This window comes from Larkinella arboricola (assembly GCF_003259745.1).
GTDB lineage: Bacteria > Bacteroidota > Bacteroidia > Cytophagales > Spirosomataceae > Larkinella > Larkinella arboricola.
The window spans coordinates 499,826-521,934 of sequence record NZ_QLMC01000002.1 but is presented as its reverse complement, the minus strand read 5'-3'; the positions used below and the strand labels follow the sequence as shown (position 1 = coordinate 521,934).

The window sequence follows — 22,109 nt, the reverse complement described above, 5'->3', positions numbered from 1 at the left end:
ATGAACGCTGTGCTATACCCTTTTCTTAACTTTCAGGTGCCAGTGCGCAGAAAACAGGCCAGACCACGGTGGTTTTTACCAACAAAAGCATTAAACCGTGAAAAATGAAGCGGCTACCCTATTTTATGCATAGCCTTACAACGGATCTTCCCGAAAACAGGTCTACGGAATAGGTTACGCCGACAAATACACTGTTTATGAATCGTTTTCTCTATTTTTTTGCCCTGGGTTTTATGCTCCTGTCTGCCGGTTGTGATAAGGACGATTTGAAACCGGAAACTATTACCTTATGGGTGGGCGACCATCAGGTGGACTGCACGGGCGTGGGTCCGCAGAAGTGCCTGCTGGTCAAGATGGAAGGTGACACCTCCTGGACCTATCATTACACCGGTATTGAAGAGTTTACCTACGAGGCAGGCTACGAATACCGGCTTACGGTCAAACGGAAAAGGGTTAAAAATCCGCCCGCCGACGGCTCCAACATCCGCTACATTCTGGTGAGCATTGACGAGAAAACAAAGAAATAAACCATCGGAAACGCGAAAGAAAAAGCTCAATTTCTGACCCGGTACCAGCAGACCATTGCGCAGGACTTTCCGAACGGGACGGTCCTGCTGCCTTCTCCGTATTTATTCCTCCTAGCGACCCGCAACGGCTGAAAAGCCGGCTGCCCTCCCGACACGCTTCGTGCGCACCTTCCATCCTGAACAGTCCGACGGGATTTAGACACCAAAATCCTTCATTCCAGCCCGGCCAGCCTATAAATAACAGACAACCAGGGTAGCTTCTCTACGGTACGTAAAAATTATTTTATCATTTTTCTCTAAGAAGTTTTTAATTTCTCTCTAAGATTTTTTTAATTTCGTCCTGGCGTAAGAGAGCAGCCTTGCAGTTTATGCTCCTTATAATCTGATAAATAGGCTTTCCATTCACATTAAAAGGCAAATCGGTAGCCCGGGAGAACCTTCCAAGGTTTCATCTACTTAATCTTTTTAATCGCTAGAACAGGAAGGTTTTCTGCTGTCTTACGATAGTCCAGGCGTACCCATGATTACAAACCCTGGCTCCCTCCCGAGAGGGGGTGTTTAGAAGTCTTTATTTACCAATCAAATCCCTTTTTATCCACCTATGCACTAACCTTATTTTACAACCGTACACAAAACCAATCTGATTACTCATTATGAAAAACTACATTTCCTATCTACTCCTTGTTCTCCTCCTTTCACCAGCGAAGTTATTCGCACAAACCTGCCCGGCCGTCTATGAAGATAAAAACGGTCTGGTTGTCATTGAAACCGAAAACCTAAACCTGCCCAGCGGCTGGCAGCGCAAAACGGCCGCCAGCAATTATACCGGCTCAGGCTACATCGACTGGACTGGTGCCGAAAACTTCAACAAGACCGGTGTTGGTCTGATCGAAACCACCATCCGAATCAACAAGGCGGGCCGGTACACATTCCAGTGGCGCAACAAAGTTGGTATTGGCACGGTCCTGACTGAACACAACGACACCTGGCTGCGCTTTCCCGACGCCAGTGATTTCTACGGCCAGGCTGGTCGCACGGTATACCCCTACGGCAGCGGCAAAACGCCCAACCCCAACGGAGCCGGAAGCGGTGGCTGGTTTAAGGTTTACTTTAATGCGGGTACAACAACCTGGGCTTGGGCCACGCGCGTAAGTGACCGCGAAAGCCTGCCGGTTTTCGTCGAGTTTGATAAACCGGGTGTTTACAAACTTCAGATTTCGGCCCGCTCGAAGGGGCACCTGCTGGACCGGATTGTGATGTTCCACTCTTCGGTATCTGCCTCGACGGCCCAAAACCTGAGCACGGGCGAAACGAAGTGTTCGGGCGGCACCACGCCGACGCCCAACCGGGCCCCGGTAGTTGCCAACGCCATTCCCAACCAGAGCGCCACGGTAGGAATCAACGTTAATTACACCTTCCCGAGCAACACTTTCACGGATGCCGACGGCGATGCCCTCACATACCGGGCCAGCCTGACCAGTGGTTCGGCTCTGCCCTCCTGGTTATCGTTCAATACCGGCAGCCGCACCTTCAGCGGAACACCGCCCAGCACCGGTACCTTCAACATTCGGGTAACGGCCACCGACGGCCGGGGCGGACAGGCCACCGACGACTTCACGCTGACGGTCAACCAACCGTCTACCTCCCAGCAGGCGGTGGTGAGCTTCACGCTTATGAATGCCGCGACCAATCAGGAAATCAAAACCTTAACCAACGGCGAGCAGCTCAACCTGTCCACGCTGCCCACGCGCAGCCTGAGCATCCGGGCCAACACCAATCCGGGCCGGGTGGGATCGGTCGTGATGGTGCTGAGCGGCACGCTAAACAGAACGCAAAAGGAGACGGGCTTCCCGTATTCCCTGTTCGGGGACGAAGCTGGCAACTACAACGGCTGGACGCCCGCTGCCGGTAATTACACGTTACGGGGCACGCCCTACACCGGTTCAGGAGGTAGCGGCACGGCGGGTACGGCTTATTCGATCAACTTTAGTGTAGTCGATCAGACTTCGACGAGTCCGCGGGTGGTTAGCTACAGCCTAATAAATGCCGTAACAAATCAGCAGATCAAAGAATTAACAGCTGGCGAGCAGATCAACCTAGCTACTTTGCCCACGCGCAACCTGAATATTCGCGCCAATACAAGTCCGGCCACAGTAGGATCGGTCGTGATGCGACTGACTGGTACCCAAACTCACAGTCGTACCGAGACGGGGGCTCCCTACGCCCTGTTTGGCGACAACAACGGTGACTACCATAACTGGACACCCAAGGTAGGCAACTACACGCTGACCGGTACTACATACAGTGGAGCAGGCGGGCAGGGAACAGCGGGCACGCCCTATGCCCTTCAATTTACCGTCATTGATAGATCCAATGCCCGGTTTGGTATCGAAGACAACGCCGAAACGGCTGGCCTGACGGTTACCACCTATCCGAACCCGTTTGTGGAGTCGTTTACTATACAGGTGAAGGGCCGGGAGGAAGACAAGCTACCGGTGACCATTTATGACGCACAGGGCCGGCAGGTGCTGCAACTGTCGGATGTCAAGCCCGACCAGTTAATTCGCCTGGACAAAAACGCGCCGGGCCTGTATTTACTGCAAGTCGGCGAAGGCCACCGGACCAAACGCCATAAACTGATGAAAACGCAGTAAAGCAACCTGCGCTGGACCCCTCCCAGCGGTATGCAATGGGGTAATTAAAAAGGCTGACCGGAATATCCGGTCAGCCTTTTTAATGCTTCATCTAAAACGGGAATCGTTCAGGCAAAACCGATTAATACCTCGCCTTTCGTTTGGTCAGCGGAAATTCCGGGTGTTCGGTGCGCGTTTCGGTCATCACGGCTTTCAGTCTGGCAACCACCTCGGGATGCTGGTCGGCCAGGTTCGCGGTTTCACCGGGGTCAGTCCGGAGGTTGTACAGCTCAAACGGTTTTTCGTAAAACCGGATGCCTTTCCACGCCCCCATCACCACGGCCTGAATGGGGCCTTCCCGCTCGTTGATTTCCCAGTAAAAAAAGTCGTGCCGCTTCTGCGCTTTCGGTTTACCCAGCAGCGTCGGCAGGTACGAAATACCGTCGATCGTGGCCGACGGCCTGACGCCCGCCAGTTCGCAGACCGTCGGCAGAAAATCCCAGAAGGCGCAGGCATGACTGGTTACGCTTCCGGCTTTTATCGTACCCGGCCAGCGGGCCACAAACGGAACCCGGATACCGCCCTCGTAGAGTTGAAATTTCTTGCCCCGAAACGGCCCGTTGCTGTCAAAAAAGCCGTCGTCGAAACCGGGGCCGTTGTCGCTCGTAAACATAATCAGCGTGTTTTCGTCCAGCTTTTGCTTTTTCAGTTCGGCCATGATCTGCCCGACGTACCGATCCAGCCGGGACACCATGCCCGCGTAGGCCAGATTACCGTCCGGGTCGTGGTGGTAGTGAGCCACTTTCATCGGGCGTTCGGGCCAGCCCAGCGTCTGGTACGGTTGTTTGGAGTCGTCCGGCACGGTCAGTTCGTTGTGGGGCAGCGTAAACGGCAGATAGAGAAAAAACGGTCCGTCCCGGTGCTTCTGAATAAACGTCAGTGCCTGACTGGCAAAGGTGTCGTTGGAATACGTACCGATTTTCCGGGCGCAGTCGTTGCCCGGCAGCAGCACCTTTTCGTTGTTTTGCCAGAGGTATTCCGGGTAATAATGGTGGGCTTCGCGGTGGGTCTTAAAACCGTAAAAATAATCGAAGCCCTGCGCCAGCGCGTTCCCGGTGGTTCCGCCCTCGTCCAGCCCCCATTTACCAATCATCCCGGTTTGGTAACCCGCCCGTTTCAGCTCCTCGGCAACGGTTACATCCGACGGCAGCAAATCGGCGGGTTTACCGTTCAGACTCCACTCCGACAGCTCGCGCACGGTAGCGTGGGCGGTATGGATGCCCGTCAGCAGGGCCGCGCGGGACGGACCGCAAACCGCCGTACCCGCATACTGCTGCCGAAACACCAGGCCCTCGGCGGCCATCCGGTCCAGATTCGGCGTTTGTATCTTGGTTTGCCCGTTGAATCCGACATCCCCGTAACCCAGATCGTCGGACACGATCAGAATAATGTTGGGCTTGCGGGCAACCGGTGCCCTTTCCGGTTTAAACGACCAACTGCCCATCAGCAGCACAATCAGCCCGGCGACGGGCAGGAATACGGCTTTTAGCTTCATGTTATCGAAAATAAAGAGCTTTGGAAGAAGTCCGGTTTTGCAAAGGTTTCAGGGCCGTACCCGCTTCAATGGCCAGATCGGCTTCGATGATATCGGCTCCGCTGTCAATGATGCTCAGGTACTTCCGGTTCAGTTCGTCCACCGATTTGATTTCTCCTTTGGCGTACTGCATGTCGTAGTTGCGCGAACTGCCCACCATGCACATGGCCCCCCGCTGGTGAATTTCCCGGAAAACCGCCGGATCAATACCGAGGTTGTGACTGACAAAAACCACCACGTTCTGCCAGGGTACGCCCGTCTGATCAAACGCCCGAACCTTCTCCAAGGTGCCAAACATCACCTCCATCAGCATCTTCTTATTCAGCCGGTAACAGGTTTTGGCTTCTTCAAAACTGTAGGCCATTACAATGGCATGGGCCTCGGCGCGGTGCTGCTCGATCTTCCGAACACGGGCTTCAATCGGCACGTCTTTTTTATCCAGTACCAGAATGGTTTTGCCCTTCGCCCAGTCCAGCGCTTCGTCGAGCGTCGGGATGCCGTAGGGCGTTACGTTGCCCTCGGTATCTTTCAGTTTGAATGCCTGCAACTCCTTCAGGGTATAATCCGCCACTTTGCCGTGGCCGGTACTGGTGCGGTCGAGCGTGGCGTCGTGCATGAGCACAATGGCGCTGTCTCTGGTGTAATGCGGGTCTATTTCCAGGATGGCGTGGACCTGCCCGAGCGTGTTTTCGAACGTTGCCAGACAATTTTCCGGAAACCCCTTCCGCGCCCCGCCCCGGTGGGCGCTCACAAACGGCAGCCGGTCGGGCGAGTACGCAAAAAACGTTTTCAGATGCTGAGCGTCTCTGGCCCGGATGGTCCTGAGCTGCGGTTTTGGAGCCATGCCGCTAAAACCACAAAGCAGGGCTGCACCGAGCAGCCCTGCGAAAAGGAAAGGGTATTTCATCGAACAAGTCGTTTAAACCGTCTTTCAAACCGTTTCTATGCAGCGGATAATTTCCCAAAAAGAGGGTTCGATTCCCGGTGGAACCGAACCCGGCTACTCAGGGCTGAAACCAGCGGGCTTTGTAAACTTTCATGTTCGGGAAGCTCAGGGCGTGAGTCGGGTGCTGGAACCGGACGTGGAAAGTCCACCAGCTCTCTTCCGGCACCGTGTAGATAAACTGCCCGGACCGGTCGCGGCCAACGCTTTTGGTGTGGGGAGCGTCCGTAAAACCGGGAATCTTCGTGAACGTGTGCTTCTTCAGATCAAACTGCCAGGCCCCGCCCGTTTCGGTCAGATACAGAAAATTACCATCCAGCGTCGGTTGCAGGTCGTGGCCGCTGTTGCCCGGAATTTTCCATTCCTGCACGAGTTTCAGCGAGGGCGAACCCGTCCGAACCAGTTTGTATTCCCGCAAAGCCGTCATGCCCAGCGCATACAAACTCTGCCGTTTCTGATCCCATACCACGCCGTGGGCCGAATACAGGCTGTCGCTGAACAACGGTTTGTCAGGCTGCTTCCGGTCGAACAGCATAATCCGGTTGCCGGTCGGATTGGTCGAAGCAGCCGCAGCAATCAGGTCATTGGGCAACAGTTCGATGGAATGGGCGTTGGGTACGCTGGCGTGAAAAAGTACTTTTTTGTCCTTCCGGTTGATAATGGCAATGGCCCCGCTGGACGAAGAAACCAGAATCTGCTCGCCGTTCTGGATGGCTTTGCAGTCGTCCATTGTGTTGAATTTCCGGGTGCGAAATTCGGCGGGCAGGTCCATCGCTTCGTGCGCGTCCCAGGTCCAGACCACCGCCGGAATCGTATCTTTTCCATTTTGATAATCCACCAGCAATACCTTGCTATCTCCGCACACCAGCAACAGTTTTTCTTTCGGCGACTGGGCAACACTGGCAAACGAAATAGCCATCAAACTAAGCAATACACTAATTTTTTTCATGACAAACAGGGAATGGAAATAGGGTTTCTTTCATACGGTTTAATAACCGGTGTTCTGGCTCAGGGCCGGGTTCAGGTCGAGTTGTGTCTGCGGTAGCGGCCACCAGTAATCCCGCTGGGCGTTAAAGGTACGGGTCATAATCGGTTTGTTGTCGTAATTGGTGATTGGCCCTTTCAACACCTGTTCGGCCAGCTTCCAGCGCCGGATGTCGTTGTAGTAGAAACCCTCGCCCGCAAACTCGATTCGCCGTTCCAGCCGGATCAGATCGCGTAACTGTTCTTTGGTTTTTCCGGCGGCAATCGTCGGCATTCCGGCCCGCACCCGCACTTTGTTGATGGCATCGTAGACGGACGCATCCGGCGTGGCACCGGCTTCATTCTGCGCTTCGGCGTACATCAGCAGCACGTCGGCGTAGCGAATCACCATGTAATTGATTTCCGACCGACCGCCCTGCAAATTGACCGGGTTGGCTTCCTTGTCGTAAATCGTGTATTTCTTAATGCCGTAGCCCGTAACCACAAACCGCGAAGGAGTTACGGCTTCGCCCTGAAACACATCGCCGGGATACACCACGGTCTGGTACAGACGCGGATCGCGGTTTTCGTACGGTTTGGCGGGGTTGTACAGCGGTGACTGGCTGATCGGCAAACCGTCTTTCATCAGGTAGGCATCAATCAGATTCTGAACGGGCGCGTTGGTATTGTACTGACGGCCAATCAGATCAAACGAACTTCCCTGCTCCGGGCTCTTGTACTGCACGTCAAAAATGGATTCAACGCTGTTGTCGTTGGCGGGCAAAAACAAATTGCGGTAATTGGGAAACAGCGCGTACCCCGCTCCCGGCAGGTCCATCACGGCTTTGGCGGCATCAGCGGCCGCTTTCCACCTGGCCGCATCGCCCGAAGGGTTATTGAGCGGGCTCGCTTCGAACAGCAACACGCGGGCTTTCAGCGCCAGCGCGGCCCCACGGGTAGCCCGGCCCAGATCACTGCTCTGGCTGTATTTAACCGGCAATACGGCGGCTGCGGCATCCAGGTCTTTCAGAATCTGGGCCACCACGTCGGCTCGGGGTGTGCGTGGCAGGTTGGCCTGCGTGGTCGGGTCAGGCTCGTCCAGAATCAGCGGAACGTCGCCGTAATACATTTCCAGCATTGTGTAATACAGCGCCCGCAGAAACGTCGCTTCGGCTTTGGTCCGGTTTTTCAGCGTTTCGTCCATGCCGACCTGATCAATGCGGGCCAGCAGCGTGTTGCAACGACCAATGCCCCGGTAAGCATCATTCCAGCGGGCCGAGATGATCGTGGAATTCGTCGCGGTCTGCGTACCAGCGGCAATGACGTTCCAGCCGCCGGAATTGTCATAATTATACGCATTCGGCGTGGCGGTTTCTTCCCAGAGGGGCGTCGCGGTTCCGCCAAACAGGCCCTCATTTCGGAGCACGGTATAACAGCCGATCATGGCAGCCGCCACGTTGGTTTCTGATTTCCAGAAGCTTTCTTCGGTGTAGCGGTCCTGCGGTTGCGTTTCCAGAATGTCGTTGCCGCAGCCCGACAACAGCAGTCCGGTTACGACTATATAGATTATTTTTTTCATGGTTGAAGAGTTGGAAGGTGGAACTAGAACCCGAGATTCAGGCCAAAGCTGACGGTTTTCAGCAGCGGATAATCATAGAGCGTATCCAGCTTGATGTCGCGCTCGGGGTCAGAGTCCTTATAGTTCGAGAACGTGAGCAGGTTCTGGCCGTTGGCAAACAGATTGAGTTTGCTGATGCGGGCTTTCGAGAGCCACTTGTCCGGCACGGCAAACGTCAACTGCACCGTCTGCATCCGCAGGTACGAACCGTCGCGCAGCCAGAACGTCGAGTTCTGATAGTTTTCCGACGCACCCTGCGGTGTGGTCAGGATGGGCAGCCGGGCGCCGGTATTTTGCGGAGTCCACGAATCCGTTGCCCATACGTTCGTCAGCCCCGCGCCGTTGTTGACCGGGTACGCCAGGTTGGCCGTCGGGTAAATGCTGATGCCCTGCACACCCTGAAAGTACGTATTCAGGCTAAACGCGCCGTAGCCAATATTCAGCCCGAAGCTGTAATTCCATTTCGGAATCGAGTTGCCCGTAATGATGCGGTCGTCGCCATTGATGACCTTATCGCCGTTGATATCCCGGTATTTGAGATAACCCGGTCGCACCGCCGAACTTACCTTGGCGCTCCCGTCAATTTCTTCCTGAGTCTGGTAAATACCGTCGGCCTGGAGCACGTAATACGCATCAATCGGGTAGCCTTCCTTCAGAATCCGCCGACCGCTGATGACGGTTTCGCCGTTCAGGTCCACGATCTCGTTCTTGACGTAGCTGATTTCCGTCCGGACATCATACCGGAATTGTCCCAGCCGGTTGCGGTGCGTCAGGCCCACTTCAAAGCCGGTATTATCGACCACGCCGATGTTTCGCTGCGGACCGCCCAGCGCCCCGACCTGCGACGGTATGGCCACCTGCCGCAGAATCCCGGAGGTCCGGCGTTTGAACACGTCTACATTGGCGGCCAGTTTTCCCGACCAGGCTTCGGCGTCAATTCCGGCGTTGTAGCTCGTGGTGGTTTCCCAGCTAATGCTCGGATCGTTATACGTCGTGACGGCGGCCCCGGGCTGGATTGTGTTTCCGAAGTTGTAATCCGCACCGAGGTTCACCACGTTCAGGTAGCTGTAGAGCGGCACGGCCTGGTTCCCGAGTTTGCCGTACGACGCCCGCAGTTTGAGCAGGCTGATAAACCGCGAATCAAAAAACGCTTCCTGATCGATCCGCCAGCCCGCCGACAGACCTGGGAAGAAGCCCCAGCGGTTGGCCCGGGCAAAACGCGACGAACCGTCGTAGCGGAGGATGGCTTCGAGCAGGTATTTTTCGCTGAAGCTGTAGTTGACCCGGCCAAAATACGACGCCAGCCGGTCGCGGGTAACGGTTCCGTCGGCGGTCGGGTTAATCGAACCGGCTCTGATGTCGGTAAGCGTATTATCCAGATAGCCTTCAATCCGGGCGCTGAAGAAGCTGTTGCCAAAGTCGTTGTAACTGGTTCCGAGCATGGCCGAAACCTGATGTTTATCGGCAAACCGTTTGTCCCAGTTCAGGGTCTGGTAAAACGTCAGCGTCAGGTTATCGGTGTTGTAGTTAGAGGCATACCCGGCTGCGTAGGTCATCGGAGCCAGCGTCAGCGGGTGGTACGTATTGACGCTCGGGTTGAACACCTTGTCGTATGAATCCAGTTTATCGAAGCCCAGGTTAACGTTGTAGGTCAGGCCGAACGGCAACTCGTAATTGGCGAAAATTTTGGTCAGAATCCGTTGGTCGGACCGGTTGCGGAAGCCTTCCTGAATCAGCTTCATCGGGTTTTCGATGGAATTTCGGCCCGGTGTCCGAAACACCACATTGCCGTAACGACCGTCTTCGACGTACGGGGTGAAAATCGGCAGCACCCGCATCAGCGAGTTGAAATAACCGCCGGTTCCGCCCGGTGGCTCGGAGTATTTGCGGTAATTGCCCGTCAGGTTGGCCCCCACACGCAGCCCCTTCGCCACCTGCGCCGACAGATTCAGGTCCAGCGAATACCGGTTAGCGTGGTCGGCGTTGATCAGAACCCCGTCTTGATCCATGTAACCGAGGGCGAAATTATACTGAATTTTTTCGGTACCGCCCGAAAACCGGAGGTGGTGTTGTTGCAGCGTCCCGTTCTTCATCACCAGATCGAACCAGTTGATGTTCGGGTAGGCATACGGGTTGGTCGCCATGCCCTGACGGTATTCTTCGATCTGGGCGTCGGTGTAATCGACCACGGTTTTGCCTTCGTTGCGCAGGGCCTGATTCTTGAGCTGCATATACTGAATCGGGTCCCAGATCACGTCCGGCATCATCGTCGGCTGCTGAATACCGTAGGAAAAGTTGTAGTTAATCTGCGTCTTGCCTTCTTTCCCCTGCTTGGTCGTCACCAGAATAACACCGTTGGCCGCCCGCGATCCGTAAATGGCCGCCGACGCATCTTTCAGAACCGTAATACTCTCAATATCATTCGGGTTCACCTCGTTCATGTCGTACTCAATACCGTTGACCAGCACAAGCGGGTTGCTGTTGTTGGTGGTGCCGACGCCCCGGATGCGGATGGTGGCGTTGTCGCGACCCGGCTTGGAACCCGCCTGATTAACCCAGAGTCCGGAAACCCCGTGCAGCGCCTGACTGGCGTTCGTAACGGGCGTATTCTCGCGGGTTTTCATGTCGAGTACGGACAGCGCCCCCGTCAGGTTGACTTTCTTCTGCGTACCATACCCCACCACCACCACTTCCTGCAACGCCCGGCTATCGGCCTGCAAGGTTACATCGACCCGGTTTTGCGAACCAACGGGCAGTTCCTGCGACAGGTAACCCAGAAAACTAAAGATCAGGACCGCCCGATTGTCGGCCACCCGGACTTCGTAATTGCCCGATGCGTCGGTGGTAGCACCCCGGTTGGTGCCTTTGACAACGACGCTCACACCGGGCAGCGGTTCTTTCGTGTCGGAAGCCCGAACAGTGCCCTGAATAACAATTTCCTGAGCGGTTGCGGTTTGGGAAGCGGCTGGGACAGCGGCCAGCAGGTTTTCGGAGTAAACCGCGCGTCCGAAAAGCAACGCGGTCATCAGCAGGCCCGTACGAACCGGATGTCCGTAGAAGGATCGTCCGATAAAAGGCCCAATGGGTAAATCATGGTTCATACAATACAGGGTTATAGGGTAAGTAGTTAAATTTTAGCGCCTTATCCGGGCAGGTAGAGATGGGCAATACGGCTTGAATTTCATTTTTTCCCGGGGCAAAATTATTCTTAGGGCCAGAATTGGGTATAAAGCGATTATTACCGAATCATTATTTTATCTAAAACGGAAGTTCCTATCCAGCCCGGCACAGTGATTCGCTTCGCTTTCATATCGCATACCTTTTCGTGGCTCCCCGGTTTTGTACCGCCTGCTGGATTACCGTTCGATTAATTGCTTGGATTGCAGGCCCGAAAAACCGTCGAAACAGACCGACGGCAGAAAGCCGAGACAGGGCCATACAATCAGTTTTTTGGCCGGACTGGGTAACGGAAGGCAGGCGCCATCGGAAGCTCGCCAATAAACCTTCATTGCAACGTGTATTTGCCTTTTTTTCTCCAGCGGTCCGGCTTTAATTAACCGATACGTATAGTGGTTGAAAAGGATGAAAGAAGATGTATCTACTGATCAACTTTCGGACATATATAAAGGGATTTTAGTTTAAAAAGCAGTTCTTTGCCGCTTCGAAAATTACTTATGCGCCTTTTTGGTTACAACCTTTGCCAGACTATGCGGGTCTAGCGGGTAGTGTTTTTTGTTCTTTTTCTCTTTCCAAAAAAATCCTATTACGGTTATGTATCTGATTTTTGTCCTGACCGGATTCGCTTTGGTCTTTTTTACCCTGCCGTTTCTCTTTTACCGGCCAGCATTTGGTCCCGGCTGTCCGTACTGTAAACACACCCACGCGCTGGAACGACAGCCCAGACCCGCGCTGATGAAAGTTTTGTTTTTCTATATGCCCACCCGCTATTATAAATGCCTGTACTGCCTGAAGCGGTTTGTGCAGTTTCGACTGGTGACCGTTCACTGACCTCAACCGGCTTTTTGGAAGAAGGGCTCCGGCTATAGTCGGGTTGACGCGTTTACCGGATTCAACAAGAAAACTTTCGCTGCGGCTGTCATTCCGGTTCCTAACCAGCGGCTGGCCGTTTGGCAATTCGCGGGCAACCTGTATTTTTGTCTGTATGCCCATAAGCAGGGTTAACCTCCTGGCCCACTGCATGTCAGACAGCACGATTCTTCTCCAAAACGACACGCTGGAACTCGTCGTCAAACCCGTGGCCGACGTTGCCGTTGCGGATTTGCTTGCAACCATTGTTTACGGTGCCCACGGAATCCGGTACCGTCACTCTGGCCGGGAACTGAAAATCGGGCAGTTTCAGAACCCGCTTTATTTCCATTTGTACGTCAGCGGAACCCTCCAGGGATTTTACTGCCTCGACCGGCGAACCGTAACGGGGCCGTGGGGGCCGATCGACGGCTTTTATGGCCGCTACCTGGCCGTGTCGGAAGCATTTCAGGGGCGCGGCTACGGTCGGTTACTGAAATCGGAAGCCGTCCGGTACGTCGAACGCCAGTTTACCCCGCCCTATCTCTTCTATTCCTACATCGAAGAAAAAAACGTCCGTTCTATGCGGCTTTCCAACGAGCGGGGATTTGCGTCGTACGGGCAGTTAAAGACCTTTGTGTTCCGCCGGTTACGCCCACGGCCTGATCCGCGCGTTGCCCGGATTCCGCCCGCGGAGCTGACGGCTTTTTTACCCCGGCTCCAGGCCGCTTACCAAACCTATGCGTTGAAAACCGATGCCCGGATCGGGTATCAGGGAAATTATTTCGGACTCAAAGAAGGAAACGAATGGGTGGCGGGGGTTCAGGCCAATCCCGTCTCCTGGCAATTCCTAACCATGCCCGGCACCAGCGGCTGGCTGATGATGTACGTGTTACCGCACTTACCGTTGCTGAACCGGCTGTTCTCCCCCTCTTACCGGTTTCTCGCCCTCGAAGGCCCGTATCTCCAGCCGGGCCGGGAAGCCCTGTTACCGACTTTGCTGGAAAGTGTCCTGGCCCACTTTCAACTCAGCAGCGCCCTGATTCAAATCGACAGCCAGGACCCGCTGCTCCCCACCGTCACCACCAATATGGGGCTGTTCAGCGGTTTTGAGTCGGTCAACACGCACGTCATGATCAAAGCCCACGGCCTGACGCCCGACCAGTTGGAGCGGCTTCAGCACGCACCCTTCTATTGTTCTTCATTCGACTATACCTAGTGCCGACCGCACCGGAGGGAACTGGAATGGGCCGTGTTTTGTCTTTTTTACAGGGACGATACAGGGCCCGGGCGGTGTTGCGCGTCAATTCTTTTCCGGAATTGTGACATACCAACAAATACGAGAAGATTTTTGAGCAAAGTCAATCCGTCCTTTTTTTATTCCTGATCCTGTCCCAACTTGCCATTTCTAACTCAAATTCTACAATGTCAACTCCAACTTCTTCGGTGCGGGTACTCGTGGTCGGTTGCGGCAACATGGGTGCTTCGCACGCAATAGCGTACTCTACTATCGACGGTTTTGAAATCTGCGGCATTGTTTCCACCGGCAAAAGCAAGGAAGTTCTGAACGAACGGCTTGGTGGGGGCTATCCGCTGTTTAACGACCTGACGACGGCTTTGCAGGAAACCAAACCCGATGCCGTCTGTATTTCAACCTACCCCGACACACACGAAGCCTTCGCCATTCAGTCGCTCGAAAGTGGCTGCCACGTTTTCATCGAAAAACCGCTGGCCGACACCGTTGAGGGTGCCGAACGCGTGGTCGCAGCCGCCGAGAAAGCCGGTAAAAAAGTGGTCGTTGGGTACATCCTGCGTCAGCATCCTTCCTGGGAAAAATTCATCGAAGTGGCCCAGGGCCTGGGTCGCCCGCTGGTGATGCGGATGAACCTCAACCAGCAGAGCCACGGCTATATGTGGACGGTTCACCGGAACCTGATGAAAAGCCTCAGCCCGATTGTCGACTGCGGGGTTCACTACATCGACGTGATGTGCCAGATGACCCGTACCAAACCCGTACAGGTCAACGCCATCGGCGCCCGGCTGACCGAGGAAATTCCGGCGGGCAACTACAATTACGGCCAGTTGCAAATCCGGTTTGAAGATGGTTCGGTCGGCTGGTACGAAGCCGGTTGGGGACCGATGATCAGCGAAACCGCTTTTTTTGTGAAGGACGTAATCGGGCCGAAAGGCTGTGTTTCCATCGTTGCCAAAAACGCCGGAGCCGCCGGAAAATCGGACAACGTGGATTCGCATACCAAAACCGAGTCCCTGCGGGTGCATTACGCCCCCCTCGACGAAAACGACCAGTTTGTGCAGGAAGATACCTGGATCGACATGCAGGACGAGCCGGATCACCAGGAACTGTGCAACCGCGAACAACGGTATTTCCTGAAGGCCATCCGCGAAAACGTCGATTTGACCGATCATTTGCAGGATGCCGTCAACAGCCTCCGCATTGCCTTCGCCTGCGATGAATCCGTGCGGACGGGCCAGCCGGTGATGCTGTAAAAACTTCACCCGAAAGACGTTGCTGGTCAATCAGAACAGGTTAATCGGCAACGTCTTTTTTAATTTTCGTCAACCATGAAAACCATTCTCTTTGCCTTCATCCTTTTGCTTGGAACGCTCCCGGAACTGAAAGCGCAGGAAGGGGCCAACCCCGAAAAGCCCCGCATCTACAACCCGACAGCCGACGCCCAGCAGGACATTAAAAACGCGGTTGCCAAAGCCGGTAAAGAGGGGAAACACGTGCTGCTGCAAATCGGCGGTAACTGGTGCGTCTGGTGCATCCGGTTTCATAACCTGACCCATTCCGATACCACCCTGAGCCGCCTGCTGACCGACCATTACGAGGTGCTGCGGGTCAACTATAGTCCGGAAAACAGGAACGAAGCCACGCTGGCACAATTAGGCTATCCGCAACGGTTTGGGTTCCCGGTTTTTGTGATTCTGGACGGGAAGGGCAACCGGCTCCACACCCAGAATTCGGCGTACCTGGAAGAAGGGAAAGGACACAGTCCGAAACTCGTTGCGGAGTTTTTGCAGCACTGGTCGCCCAAAGCCCTTGACCCGAAATCGTACCTTCCGAAAAAAAGAAACTGACCCGACCATGCGGTTTACGACCCTCCTTTTACTGACGGCGCTCCTGCTGTTCAAATCCGGTTTTGCCCAGCAAGCAAAGGAAACCCGACGGTTTCAGTTGAAAGAAGTAAAGCAGGGCGTGGCGGTGGATGCAACGCATTTTTACGTTATTAACAATACCTCGCTGACCAAACACACCAAGACCGACGGCAGGCAGGTAGCCAACTGGAAAGACACCACCGGTCTGCTCAAACACCTGAACAGTGGCGTCGTGCTGGATGGAAAGCTTTATTGCGTACACTCCAATTATCCGGACGTTCCGATGCTCAGTTCCATCGAGATTTTCGATACGGGAACACTTCGGCACATTGGCACCCACAGCTTCGGACTGTATCCCGGCTCGGCGACCTGGGCCGATTTCTACCGGGGTTTCTGGTGGGTAGCCTTCGCCAATTATTCGGATAAAGCATCGGCGGAAGGGCGTGATAACCGCTGGACGATGCTGGTGAAGTTCAGCGAAAAATGGGAACGGCTGGAATCCTGGGCCTTCCCGGCGAACGTACTCCAGGCGTTTGCCTCCAAAAGCTCTTCGGGCGGCACCTGGGGCAAAGACGGACTCCTTTACTGCACCGGCCACGACAAACCCGAACTTTACGTGCTGAAGCTGCCGGATCGCGGTTCGACGCTGCAATACGTCAAAACCATTCCGACCGTGAGCGAAGGGCAGGCGTTTGCCATCGACCGGAGCGCAAAGAACAAACTGGTCCTCTACGGGATTACCCGCCACGACAATTACGTAATTGTGTCGGAAGTAGAATAAAAAACGGTATTCGCTGGCCGACGCCTGTTTCAGATAAACGCGCCAGCCATTCTCAGCTTCTTTCCAAATCAGGCGGTTATTTCCGCAGTTCATACACGGCTTGTTGCTTCCCATTCCGGTGGGCCTTGAACCGAACGTCCTGAAAAGGCTAGTTTTGTTTCATCCAAACAACAAACCACCTAATGAACGCTCTACACGCCTTTAAGCATTTCACCTTCGCGGCCCTCGTCCTGACGGGCTGCGCTCTGACTTCCTGCAAATCAGATGGTTCGGAACCGGGGCCGGATAGTTCGGACACCGGCACCAAAGGGCAGGCCGGGGCCGTGACGGGCCTGGTGACAGACCCGCAGGGCAAACCGCTGCCCCGCGCCACGGTGTATATTGCCAATACCGTGATAAAAGACCGGGGTGCCGAAGTCAATACCGGCTCGAATGGCACCTACAAAATCCAGTTGGTGAAAGACCTCGGCCAGTGGGTAGCCAAAGGCTACATTCTGAAACAGTACAACGACCGGGTGTATAAAATTCTGCTCGACCCCGAAAACCCCGACAGCTTTTCGGAAGATGAAAAACCCGTTCGCAATTTTCAGTGGAAACTAACCGGCCACATCCCGGACCTGAGTCTGGATTTGTATTACGGCGGCACCGCTGAATTACACCGCGACCCGAATGCCTATGCGTTAGAGCATGATAAAGTCGAGTTTACGTTTAAACCCGTTGGCCCGCTAATTGACGGTTCAGCCGGCAAAACACTGAAACTCCAGACCAAGAAGCGTTATGATGATTTTATCCGGGATATTCCCATTGGCCGCTACACGGTTTCGGCCATTTATAAGCCCACCGGCGAACAATTGCTTGTAACCGATGCCTTCGACGGCGATCTGGACTACAAAGAATCCGTTACGCTCGATTTCCTGGGTACCGAATCAGCCGTCCGCTCGAACACCCTGGGCATTGGTTACACGAACCGTCATTAATGCTTCTCAACAGACTTTTCCCGGCCGCTGCGTCATTCGACGGGCGGCTTTTTCTTTAGGTTCACGGCTCCCCACTGTAAGGCGATAGGCTGAGCGGGGCCATCAATCGGCGTCGGACTTCTCAATGATTTCTTCGGTTTCCTGCAAATCGTCCCGCTCGGGTTCGGGGGTTTCCTGATCAACGGGTTCGGGACTGTAAACCAGCGCAATCAGCATCGGAAAATGGTCGGAACCGCAATTGGGCAGCCGCCGGATTTTGCGCAATTTAAAGTGGTGAGAAACAAAAAAATGGTCGAGGGGCCAGCGCATGAAAAAATACCGGGCATGGAAGGTGTTGTACAACCCCCGCCCCACGCGCGGATCCAGCAACCCGCTGATGCGCTGGAAAAGCCGGGTGGTGTGCGACCAGGCCACATCATTCAGATCACCCGCCACAATCACCGGCCCCTTCTGATTCCGGACTTCCTTGCCCACCACCAGCAACTCCGCATCGCGCTCGGTCGAACGGTAATGCTCGGTCGGGCTGGGCGGCATGGGGTGAATCCCGTAAAAATGCACCAACTGCCCCGATTCCATTTCCAGTTGCGCGTAAATGGACGGAATGTCGTCCTGCACCAGAAACCGGACTTCGTGATGCCGCAGGGGCAGTCGGGAATAAAACAACAGGCCGTAGGTGTTTTCGAGCGGATGCAGAATCTGGTACGGATAGGTGGCTTCGAGCGGTTGCAGGGCCTCCTTCCAACGCTGATTGGCTTCCAGAATCATAACGACATCGGGCTCGTGTTTTTGCACCAGCTTCAGGACATCCGGGCAGTGGGTGTTTTCCATGTAGATGTTGGCGTTCAGAATCCGGATCAGATTCTGTTCCTTTCCCCCTTCCTTCCGTTCACGCAGGTATTTGACCTGCTTGCGGTGCAGGGGCGTAAAGGGATAAATCAGCCAGGCTTCATAAAGCATGGCCGCCAGCAACCCACCTACCGCCAGCATCATCAGCCAGTCGGTGCTTCTGCTCAACCCCAGCCAGCCCAGCAGTCCCAGGGCCGACAGCAAGGTCAGTTGCAGGTGCGGAAAATCCCAGATGCGAATCCACCAGGCATCAACCCGAATGAGGTGTATGAATGAGATGGTAGTAATAAAAAAAGCGTAACCAATCAAAAAATACTCGATGTTGCTCATTTAAGATGTCACAAACAGGACCGACGAAAATTCGTGGGCAAGATAGAGTTTTCCGCGTGAACTTTACTTCCCACTTAATAACACGGGCCGCTGTACATAAAAAGTTAATTCTCCCGGGCGTGAAAAAATGAAACGGCCCGCCGGTTGGGCGGAAACGGGTTTGCCCGCTTTGACAAGAAGCGTTCGGCGCAACCGGCGTTTGAGTGGCTGTGCGTTTTCGTGGCCGACCAGCATTATTCCGAGAAAGGTCAGGCTGGTAAACAGAAACCGGCGGAATTGAAAAGGAATGGGCATTAACATTCGAGTGGCCGATTTAGTAATCATGGCAGTATTTGCTGTTGTGGACGATTCTGTCGAGTGGCTTCCCGACGGCACAAAGGTAGCGTGAAGGTCGGCGATGGGCTAGCGCGGGTGTAACATCGTTTAGCACGGAGGTAACCTTTACCGGAACATGGCGGACGATGAAAGTCGTTTTTCAGCGTTTCTGCCGTTCCGCGTAGTAATCGCAGTACTCCCGCAGCACACACTGGTGGCATTTGGGATAACTCCAGGTGCAAACCCGCTGGCCGTGCCAGTAGAAGTGTTTGTGAAAATTGTACAGCACCAGGGCGTCCTGCGGCAGGTACGCCAGCAAAATGGCGTGGGCTTTTTCGGGGCTGACCTTCGGGCCGATGATGCCCAGCCGCTGCGTCACCCGGTGAACGTGCGTATCGACGGGCAGCACCGGCTTCCGGAAATTAAAAAGCAGCAACAGCGTGGAGGTTTTAGGCCCCACACCCGGCAGGGCCGTCAGCCAGGCCAGGGCGTCTTCGGTGCTCATGTCGCGCAGAAAATCGATGTTGGCTTCTCCGCGCTCGGCGATGATGCGGGTCAGGATTTGCTGGATATAGGGGGCTTTTACTTCCGGGTAATTGGCGGTCTGGATAGCGTCGATCAATTCGTCAACCGGCGCGTCCCGGATGGCTTCCCAGGAACCAAACCGCTCCCGCATCCGGCGAAATGCCGCGACCTCGTTGGCGTGCGTCGTCCGGTGCGATAATACCGTGGCAATCAGTTCGTGCATCGGGTCGAGCCGCGCATAAATTTCCTGAATACCGTAGTGCTGGTTCAAAATCTCATGCACCAAAACCGTCTTCTGGGTCGCATCCAACGTTGTCATTGAAAAATGATTTTTGTCAGAACAACTGAATGTGTACCAACTTGGTTAAATGTCGTCGTATTTTTATGGTTTCATTTCGTACATGATCAGATGACGACATCTATATTTTCCAGAACCCTCTCCTTTTTGCTTCTCTGTCTGCTGGCGCTGGCCGGTCGGGCCCAGACGCTGACCCAAACCCTTCGCGGAACCGTCACGGATGCCAGCCAGGGCCGCCCGCTGGCCGGTGCATCGGTTCAGTTACTGAACGCCAACACGGGAACCATTACCGACGAACAAGGTCGTTTTCGCTTGACCAACGTTCCGGTGGGCCGTCAGCAACTTAGCGTTTCGTTTGTGGGCTACGAGCCAATGATCATCAACGAAGTGCTGGTTGAATCGGGCAAGGAGCAGGTGCTGGACATTCAACTCCAACCGGGCGTTCAGCAATTGGGCGAGGCCACGGCCATCGGAACCCGCACCGACCGGACCATCAGCGCCGAATACATTACCACCGAACAAGTGCTGCGGTTTCCGGCCAGCTACCTCGACCCGGCCCGGCTGGCAACGGCTTACGCGGGCGTGGTTAATGCCTACGACGGCACCAACAACATTTCCGTACGGGGCAACTCCCCCAACAGCCTCATCTGGCGGCTGGAAGGCGTTGAAATCGTCAATCCCAATCACCAGAGCAACGCCGGAACCATCGGCGACCGCCCGACGGCTGCGGGTGGAGGGGTGAATATGCTGAGTGCGCAACTGCTCGGTACCACACGTTTTCTAACCGGTGCCTTTACGGCTGAATACGGCAACACCGTCGGGGGTGTGATGGACATGAGCCTGCGCCCGGGCAACAACGAACGCCATGAATTTATCGCCCAGGCGGGGTTGATTGGCCTGGATCTGGCGGCTGAAGGACCGATTTCGAAGCAGAAAGGTTCGTCGTATCTGGTCAATTACCGGTATTCGTTTACGGGTTTGCTGGGCGCGATGGGCGTTTCGTTCGGGGGTGAAGACATCCGGTTTCAGGACCTGTCGTTTAATCTAACCTTCCCAAACCGCAAAGGGGGCCGGTTGACGGTTTTCGGCGTCGCCGGAAACAGCAGCAACGATTTTGTGGCCAAAGCCACCGAGGAACAGGAAGAAGACAAAGACCGCAACAACATTTCCTTTACCACCCGCATGGCCGCCGGTGGCCTGACGCTGACCCAGCCGCTCGGCACCCGGCTGTTGTGGAAAACCGCCCTGGTGCTGTCGGCCAACAACAGCAGCCGGGAACAAAGCTTTCCGGGCGACACCCGCTTCCGGGCCAATTACGAAAACGATGACCAGAATGGCACCCGGTATACCCTGACAACCTCGCTGAACTACCGGATTAATGCCCGAAACAGCCTTAAAGCCGGCATTTATGTCACCCGTGCAGAAAACTCCCTGGAACTCTGGCGGGCGGATCGCCCAATGCTTATCAGCTCCTCCATTACCCCCCTATTCACCAGCTCACTGGCGGGCTGGATGATTCAGCCATACGTCAACTACCAGTGGTTACCGGCTGACAATCTGACCGTTAACGCCGGTTTGTTTTACAACAGCTTTATGTACAACAAGAGCCAGTCGCTCGAACCGCGGGCTTCGGTACGCTGGGAACTGCTGCCGGGTAAAGCCGTAACGCTGGCGTATGGGTTGCACAGCCAGCAGCAATTGCCGCAGGTTTATTTATCCAACAACCGAAAACCAACCACGCCGGGGGGCCTGCTTTATGACAATAAATCGCTTGGGTTTACCAAAGCGCACCACCTCGTGCTGGGGTACACCCACCAGTTCGGGCCAGACAGTTACGGCAAAATTGAAGCCTATTCCCAGATGCTGTTCGACGTGCCGGTTAGTCAGCTACCGGGCCGCACATTTTCGGCCCTGAATGTGATGGAAGCGTACGTTAATGAGCCGCTGGTCAATGCCGGGAAGGGCCGCAACCGGGGCATCGAGCTAACGTTTCAGAAATACCTCGCCAAAACCTATTACCTGCTGGCTTCCGGTTCCGTATACGACTCGCAGTATCAGGCCACCGACGGCATCTGGCGCGACACCCGGTTCAACGGGAAATTCACCAGTAACCTGACCGCCGGAAAGGAATGGACCCGAAGCCGCGAAAACCGCAGCCGCATCTGGGGCCTGAACGGACGGCTTACCTACGCCGGTGGTTTCCGCGACCGCACGATTGATCTCACGGCATCCCGGCAGTTGAGCACCACGGTATACACCAGCGACGATTTTAATGTGCAGCTTCCGGCCTATTTCCGGACCGATGTGCGGATTTACTGGAAAAAGAGCAAAACCCGTTACAGCCGCACGCTCTCGCTCGATCTGCAAAACCTGACCGGTGCCCAGAATGCGGCTTACAGTTATTTCGACGCGTATCAGGGAAAAGTGGTTAAAAAATACCAGTTGGGCCTGATTCCGATTCTGAATTACCGCTGGGAGTTTTAAACCATATTGCTGGCCGTTGGCGGGCACCAAACGCACTTGCAACCTGTACGGCAGTCCGGATGTATGGAGCCGGCTGCAAGAGCAATACATTGTATTTTGCCGTAGCCAAAATGAAGAATTGCATCATCG

The 22,109-nt window shown here is 54.9% G+C and carries 16 protein-coding genes; 9 read left to right on the top strand and 7 right to left on the bottom strand.

What is annotated here, in order from left to right; genetic code table 11:
• Positions 1 to 197: 197 nt before the first annotated feature.
• Together LX87_RS09245 and LX87_RS09240 are read left to right on the top strand one after the other, a co-directional pair.
• Positions 198 to 527 carry a DUF4377 domain-containing protein gene (locus tag LX87_RS09245; protein ID WP_111627925.1) on the top strand — a complete coding sequence of 110 codons (330 nt, stop codon included), beginning with the start codon at positions 198 to 200 and terminating at the stop codon, positions 525 to 527.
• Between the two features lie 653 nt (positions 528 to 1,180).
• Complete coding sequence (locus LX87_RS09240) at positions 1,181 to 3,181, top strand: putative Ig domain-containing protein (RefSeq protein ID WP_111627924.1); 2,001 nt, start codon at positions 1,181 to 1,183, stop codon at positions 3,179 to 3,181.
• A gap of 121 nt (positions 3,182 to 3,302) precedes the next feature.
• Here the strand turns inward: LX87_RS09240 and LX87_RS09235 are convergent, their stop codons facing one another.
• From LX87_RS09235 to LX87_RS09215, 5 genes are all read right to left on the bottom strand, one after another.
• Positions 3,303 to 4,715: an arylsulfatase gene (locus LX87_RS09235; protein WP_111627923.1), complete on the bottom strand. Its 1,413-nt coding sequence runs from the start codon at positions 4,713 to 4,715 to the stop codon at positions 3,303 to 3,305.
• Between the two features lies 1 nt (position 4,716).
• Positions 4,717 to 5,661 (bottom strand): glycerophosphodiester phosphodiesterase family protein, encoded by a 945-nt coding sequence (locus LX87_RS09230; RefSeq protein WP_111627922.1) that lies wholly within the window; start codon positions 5,659 to 5,661, stop codon positions 4,717 to 4,719.
• Positions 5,662 to 5,758: 97 nt separating this feature from the next.
• Entirely contained in the window at positions 5,759 to 6,646 is an 888-nt protein-coding gene (locus LX87_RS09225) for a DUF6528 family protein (RefSeq protein ID WP_146624457.1), read from the bottom strand.
• A gap of 39 nt (positions 6,647 to 6,685) precedes the next feature.
• A complete protein-coding gene (locus tag LX87_RS09220; protein WP_111627920.1) occupies positions 6,686 to 8,239 on the bottom strand; it encodes a RagB/SusD family nutrient uptake outer membrane protein in 1,554 nt (517 codons plus the stop codon).
• Between the two features lie 23 nt (positions 8,240 to 8,262).
• A complete protein-coding gene (locus LX87_RS09215) occupies positions 8,263 to 11,379 on the bottom strand; it encodes a SusC/RagA family TonB-linked outer membrane protein (protein WP_111627919.1) in 3,117 nt (1,038 codons plus the stop codon).
• A 670-nt stretch (positions 11,380 to 12,049) separates the two neighbouring features.
• Here LX87_RS09215 and LX87_RS09210 point away from each other — a divergent pair.
• From LX87_RS09210 to LX87_RS09185, 6 genes are all read left to right on the top strand, one after another.
• Positions 12,050 to 12,286 (top strand): hypothetical protein, encoded by a 237-nt coding sequence (locus tag LX87_RS09210; protein ID WP_111627918.1) that lies wholly within the window; start codon positions 12,050 to 12,052, stop codon positions 12,284 to 12,286.
• A 190-nt stretch (positions 12,287 to 12,476) separates the two neighbouring features.
• On the top strand, positions 12,477 to 13,523 hold the full coding sequence (locus tag LX87_RS09205) for a GNAT family N-acetyltransferase (protein WP_211325287.1): 1,047 nt from the start codon (positions 12,477 to 12,479) through the stop codon (positions 13,521 to 13,523).
• Positions 13,524 to 13,729: 206 nt separating this feature from the next.
• Positions 13,730 to 14,812 carry a Gfo/Idh/MocA family protein gene (locus LX87_RS09200; RefSeq protein ID WP_111627916.1) on the top strand — a complete coding sequence of 361 codons (1,083 nt, stop codon included), beginning with the start codon at positions 13,730 to 13,732 and terminating at the stop codon, positions 14,810 to 14,812.
• A gap of 75 nt (positions 14,813 to 14,887) precedes the next feature.
• Positions 14,888 to 15,406, top strand: coding sequence for a thioredoxin family protein (locus tag LX87_RS09195; protein WP_111627915.1), 519 nt, complete (start codon positions 14,888 to 14,890; stop codon positions 15,404 to 15,406).
• Positions 15,369 to 16,205 carry a hypothetical protein gene (locus LX87_RS09190; protein ID WP_229310602.1) on the top strand — a complete coding sequence of 279 codons (837 nt, stop codon included), beginning with the start codon at positions 15,369 to 15,371 and terminating at the stop codon, positions 16,203 to 16,205. Before LX87_RS09195 ends, LX87_RS09190 begins: the two co-directional genes overlap by 38 nt.
• A gap of 182 nt (positions 16,206 to 16,387) precedes the next feature.
• On the top strand, positions 16,388 to 17,182 hold the full coding sequence (locus tag LX87_RS09185; protein WP_111627913.1) for a carboxypeptidase-like regulatory domain-containing protein: 795 nt from the start codon (positions 16,388 to 16,390) through the stop codon (positions 17,180 to 17,182).
• Between the two features lie 102 nt (positions 17,183 to 17,284).
• Here the strand turns inward: LX87_RS09185 and LX87_RS09180 are convergent, their stop codons facing one another.
• Positions 17,285 to 18,358 (bottom strand): endonuclease/exonuclease/phosphatase family protein, encoded by a 1,074-nt coding sequence (locus tag LX87_RS09180; protein WP_111627912.1) that lies wholly within the window; start codon positions 18,356 to 18,358, stop codon positions 17,285 to 17,287.
• 475 nt (positions 18,359 to 18,833) lie between these two features.
• Positions 18,834 to 19,517 carry an endonuclease III domain-containing protein gene (locus LX87_RS09170; protein ID WP_111627910.1) on the bottom strand — a complete coding sequence of 228 codons (684 nt, stop codon included), beginning with the start codon at positions 19,515 to 19,517 and terminating at the stop codon, positions 18,834 to 18,836.
• A gap of 90 nt (positions 19,518 to 19,607) precedes the next feature.
• Here LX87_RS09170 and LX87_RS09165 point away from each other — a divergent pair, with 90 nt between their 5' ends.
• Positions 19,608 to 21,980 carry a TonB-dependent receptor gene (locus tag LX87_RS09165; protein WP_170139332.1) on the top strand — a complete coding sequence of 791 codons (2,373 nt, stop codon included), beginning with the start codon at positions 19,608 to 19,610 and terminating at the stop codon, positions 21,978 to 21,980.
• Positions 21,981 to 22,109: the final 129 nt, after the last annotated feature.

What these genes read in the sequence shown, in the direction of transcription:
- LX87_RS09170 (WP_111627910.1), bottom strand. Translation starts at nt 19,517, where the DNA reads ATGACAACGTTGGATGCGACCCAGAAGACGGTTTTGGTGCATGAGATT.
- LX87_RS09240 (WP_111627924.1), top strand. Translation starts at nt 1,181, where the DNA reads ATGAAAAACTACATTTCCTATCTACTCCTTGTTCTCCTCCTTTCACCA.
- LX87_RS09210 (WP_111627918.1), top strand. Translation starts at nt 12,050, where the DNA reads ATGTATCTGATTTTTGTCCTGACCGGATTCGCTTTGGTCTTTTTTACC.
- LX87_RS09235 (WP_111627923.1), bottom strand. Translation starts at nt 4,715, where the DNA reads ATGAAGCTAAAAGCCGTATTCCTGCCCGTCGCCGGGCTGATTGTGCTG.
- LX87_RS09200 (WP_111627916.1), top strand. Translation starts at nt 13,730, where the DNA reads ATGTCAACTCCAACTTCTTCGGTGCGGGTACTCGTGGTCGGTTGCGGC.
- LX87_RS09180 (WP_111627912.1), bottom strand. Translation starts at nt 18,358, where the DNA reads ATGAGCAACATCGAGTATTTTTTGATTGGTTACGCTTTTTTTATTACT.
- LX87_RS09225 (WP_146624457.1), bottom strand. Translation starts at nt 6,646, where the DNA reads ATGAAAAAAATTAGTGTATTGCTTAGTTTGATGGCTATTTCGTTTGCC.
- LX87_RS09185 (WP_111627913.1), top strand. Translation starts at nt 16,388, where the DNA reads ATGAACGCTCTACACGCCTTTAAGCATTTCACCTTCGCGGCCCTCGTC.
- LX87_RS09165 (WP_170139332.1), top strand. Translation starts at nt 19,608, where the DNA reads ATGACGACATCTATATTTTCCAGAACCCTCTCCTTTTTGCTTCTCTGT.
- LX87_RS09245 (WP_111627925.1), top strand. Translation starts at nt 198, where the DNA reads ATGAATCGTTTTCTCTATTTTTTTGCCCTGGGTTTTATGCTCCTGTCT.
- LX87_RS09215 (WP_111627919.1), bottom strand. Translation starts at nt 11,379, where the DNA reads ATGAACCATGATTTACCCATTGGGCCTTTTATCGGACGATCCTTCTAC.
- LX87_RS09220 (WP_111627920.1), bottom strand. Translation starts at nt 8,239, where the DNA reads ATGAAAAAAATAATCTATATAGTCGTAACCGGACTGCTGTTGTCGGGC.
- LX87_RS09205 (WP_211325287.1), top strand. Translation starts at nt 12,477, where the DNA reads ATGTCAGACAGCACGATTCTTCTCCAAAACGACACGCTGGAACTCGTC.
- LX87_RS09230 (WP_111627922.1), bottom strand. Translation starts at nt 5,661, where the DNA reads ATGAAATACCCTTTCCTTTTCGCAGGGCTGCTCGGTGCAGCCCTGCTT.
- LX87_RS09195 (WP_111627915.1), top strand. Translation starts at nt 14,888, where the DNA reads ATGAAAACCATTCTCTTTGCCTTCATCCTTTTGCTTGGAACGCTCCCG.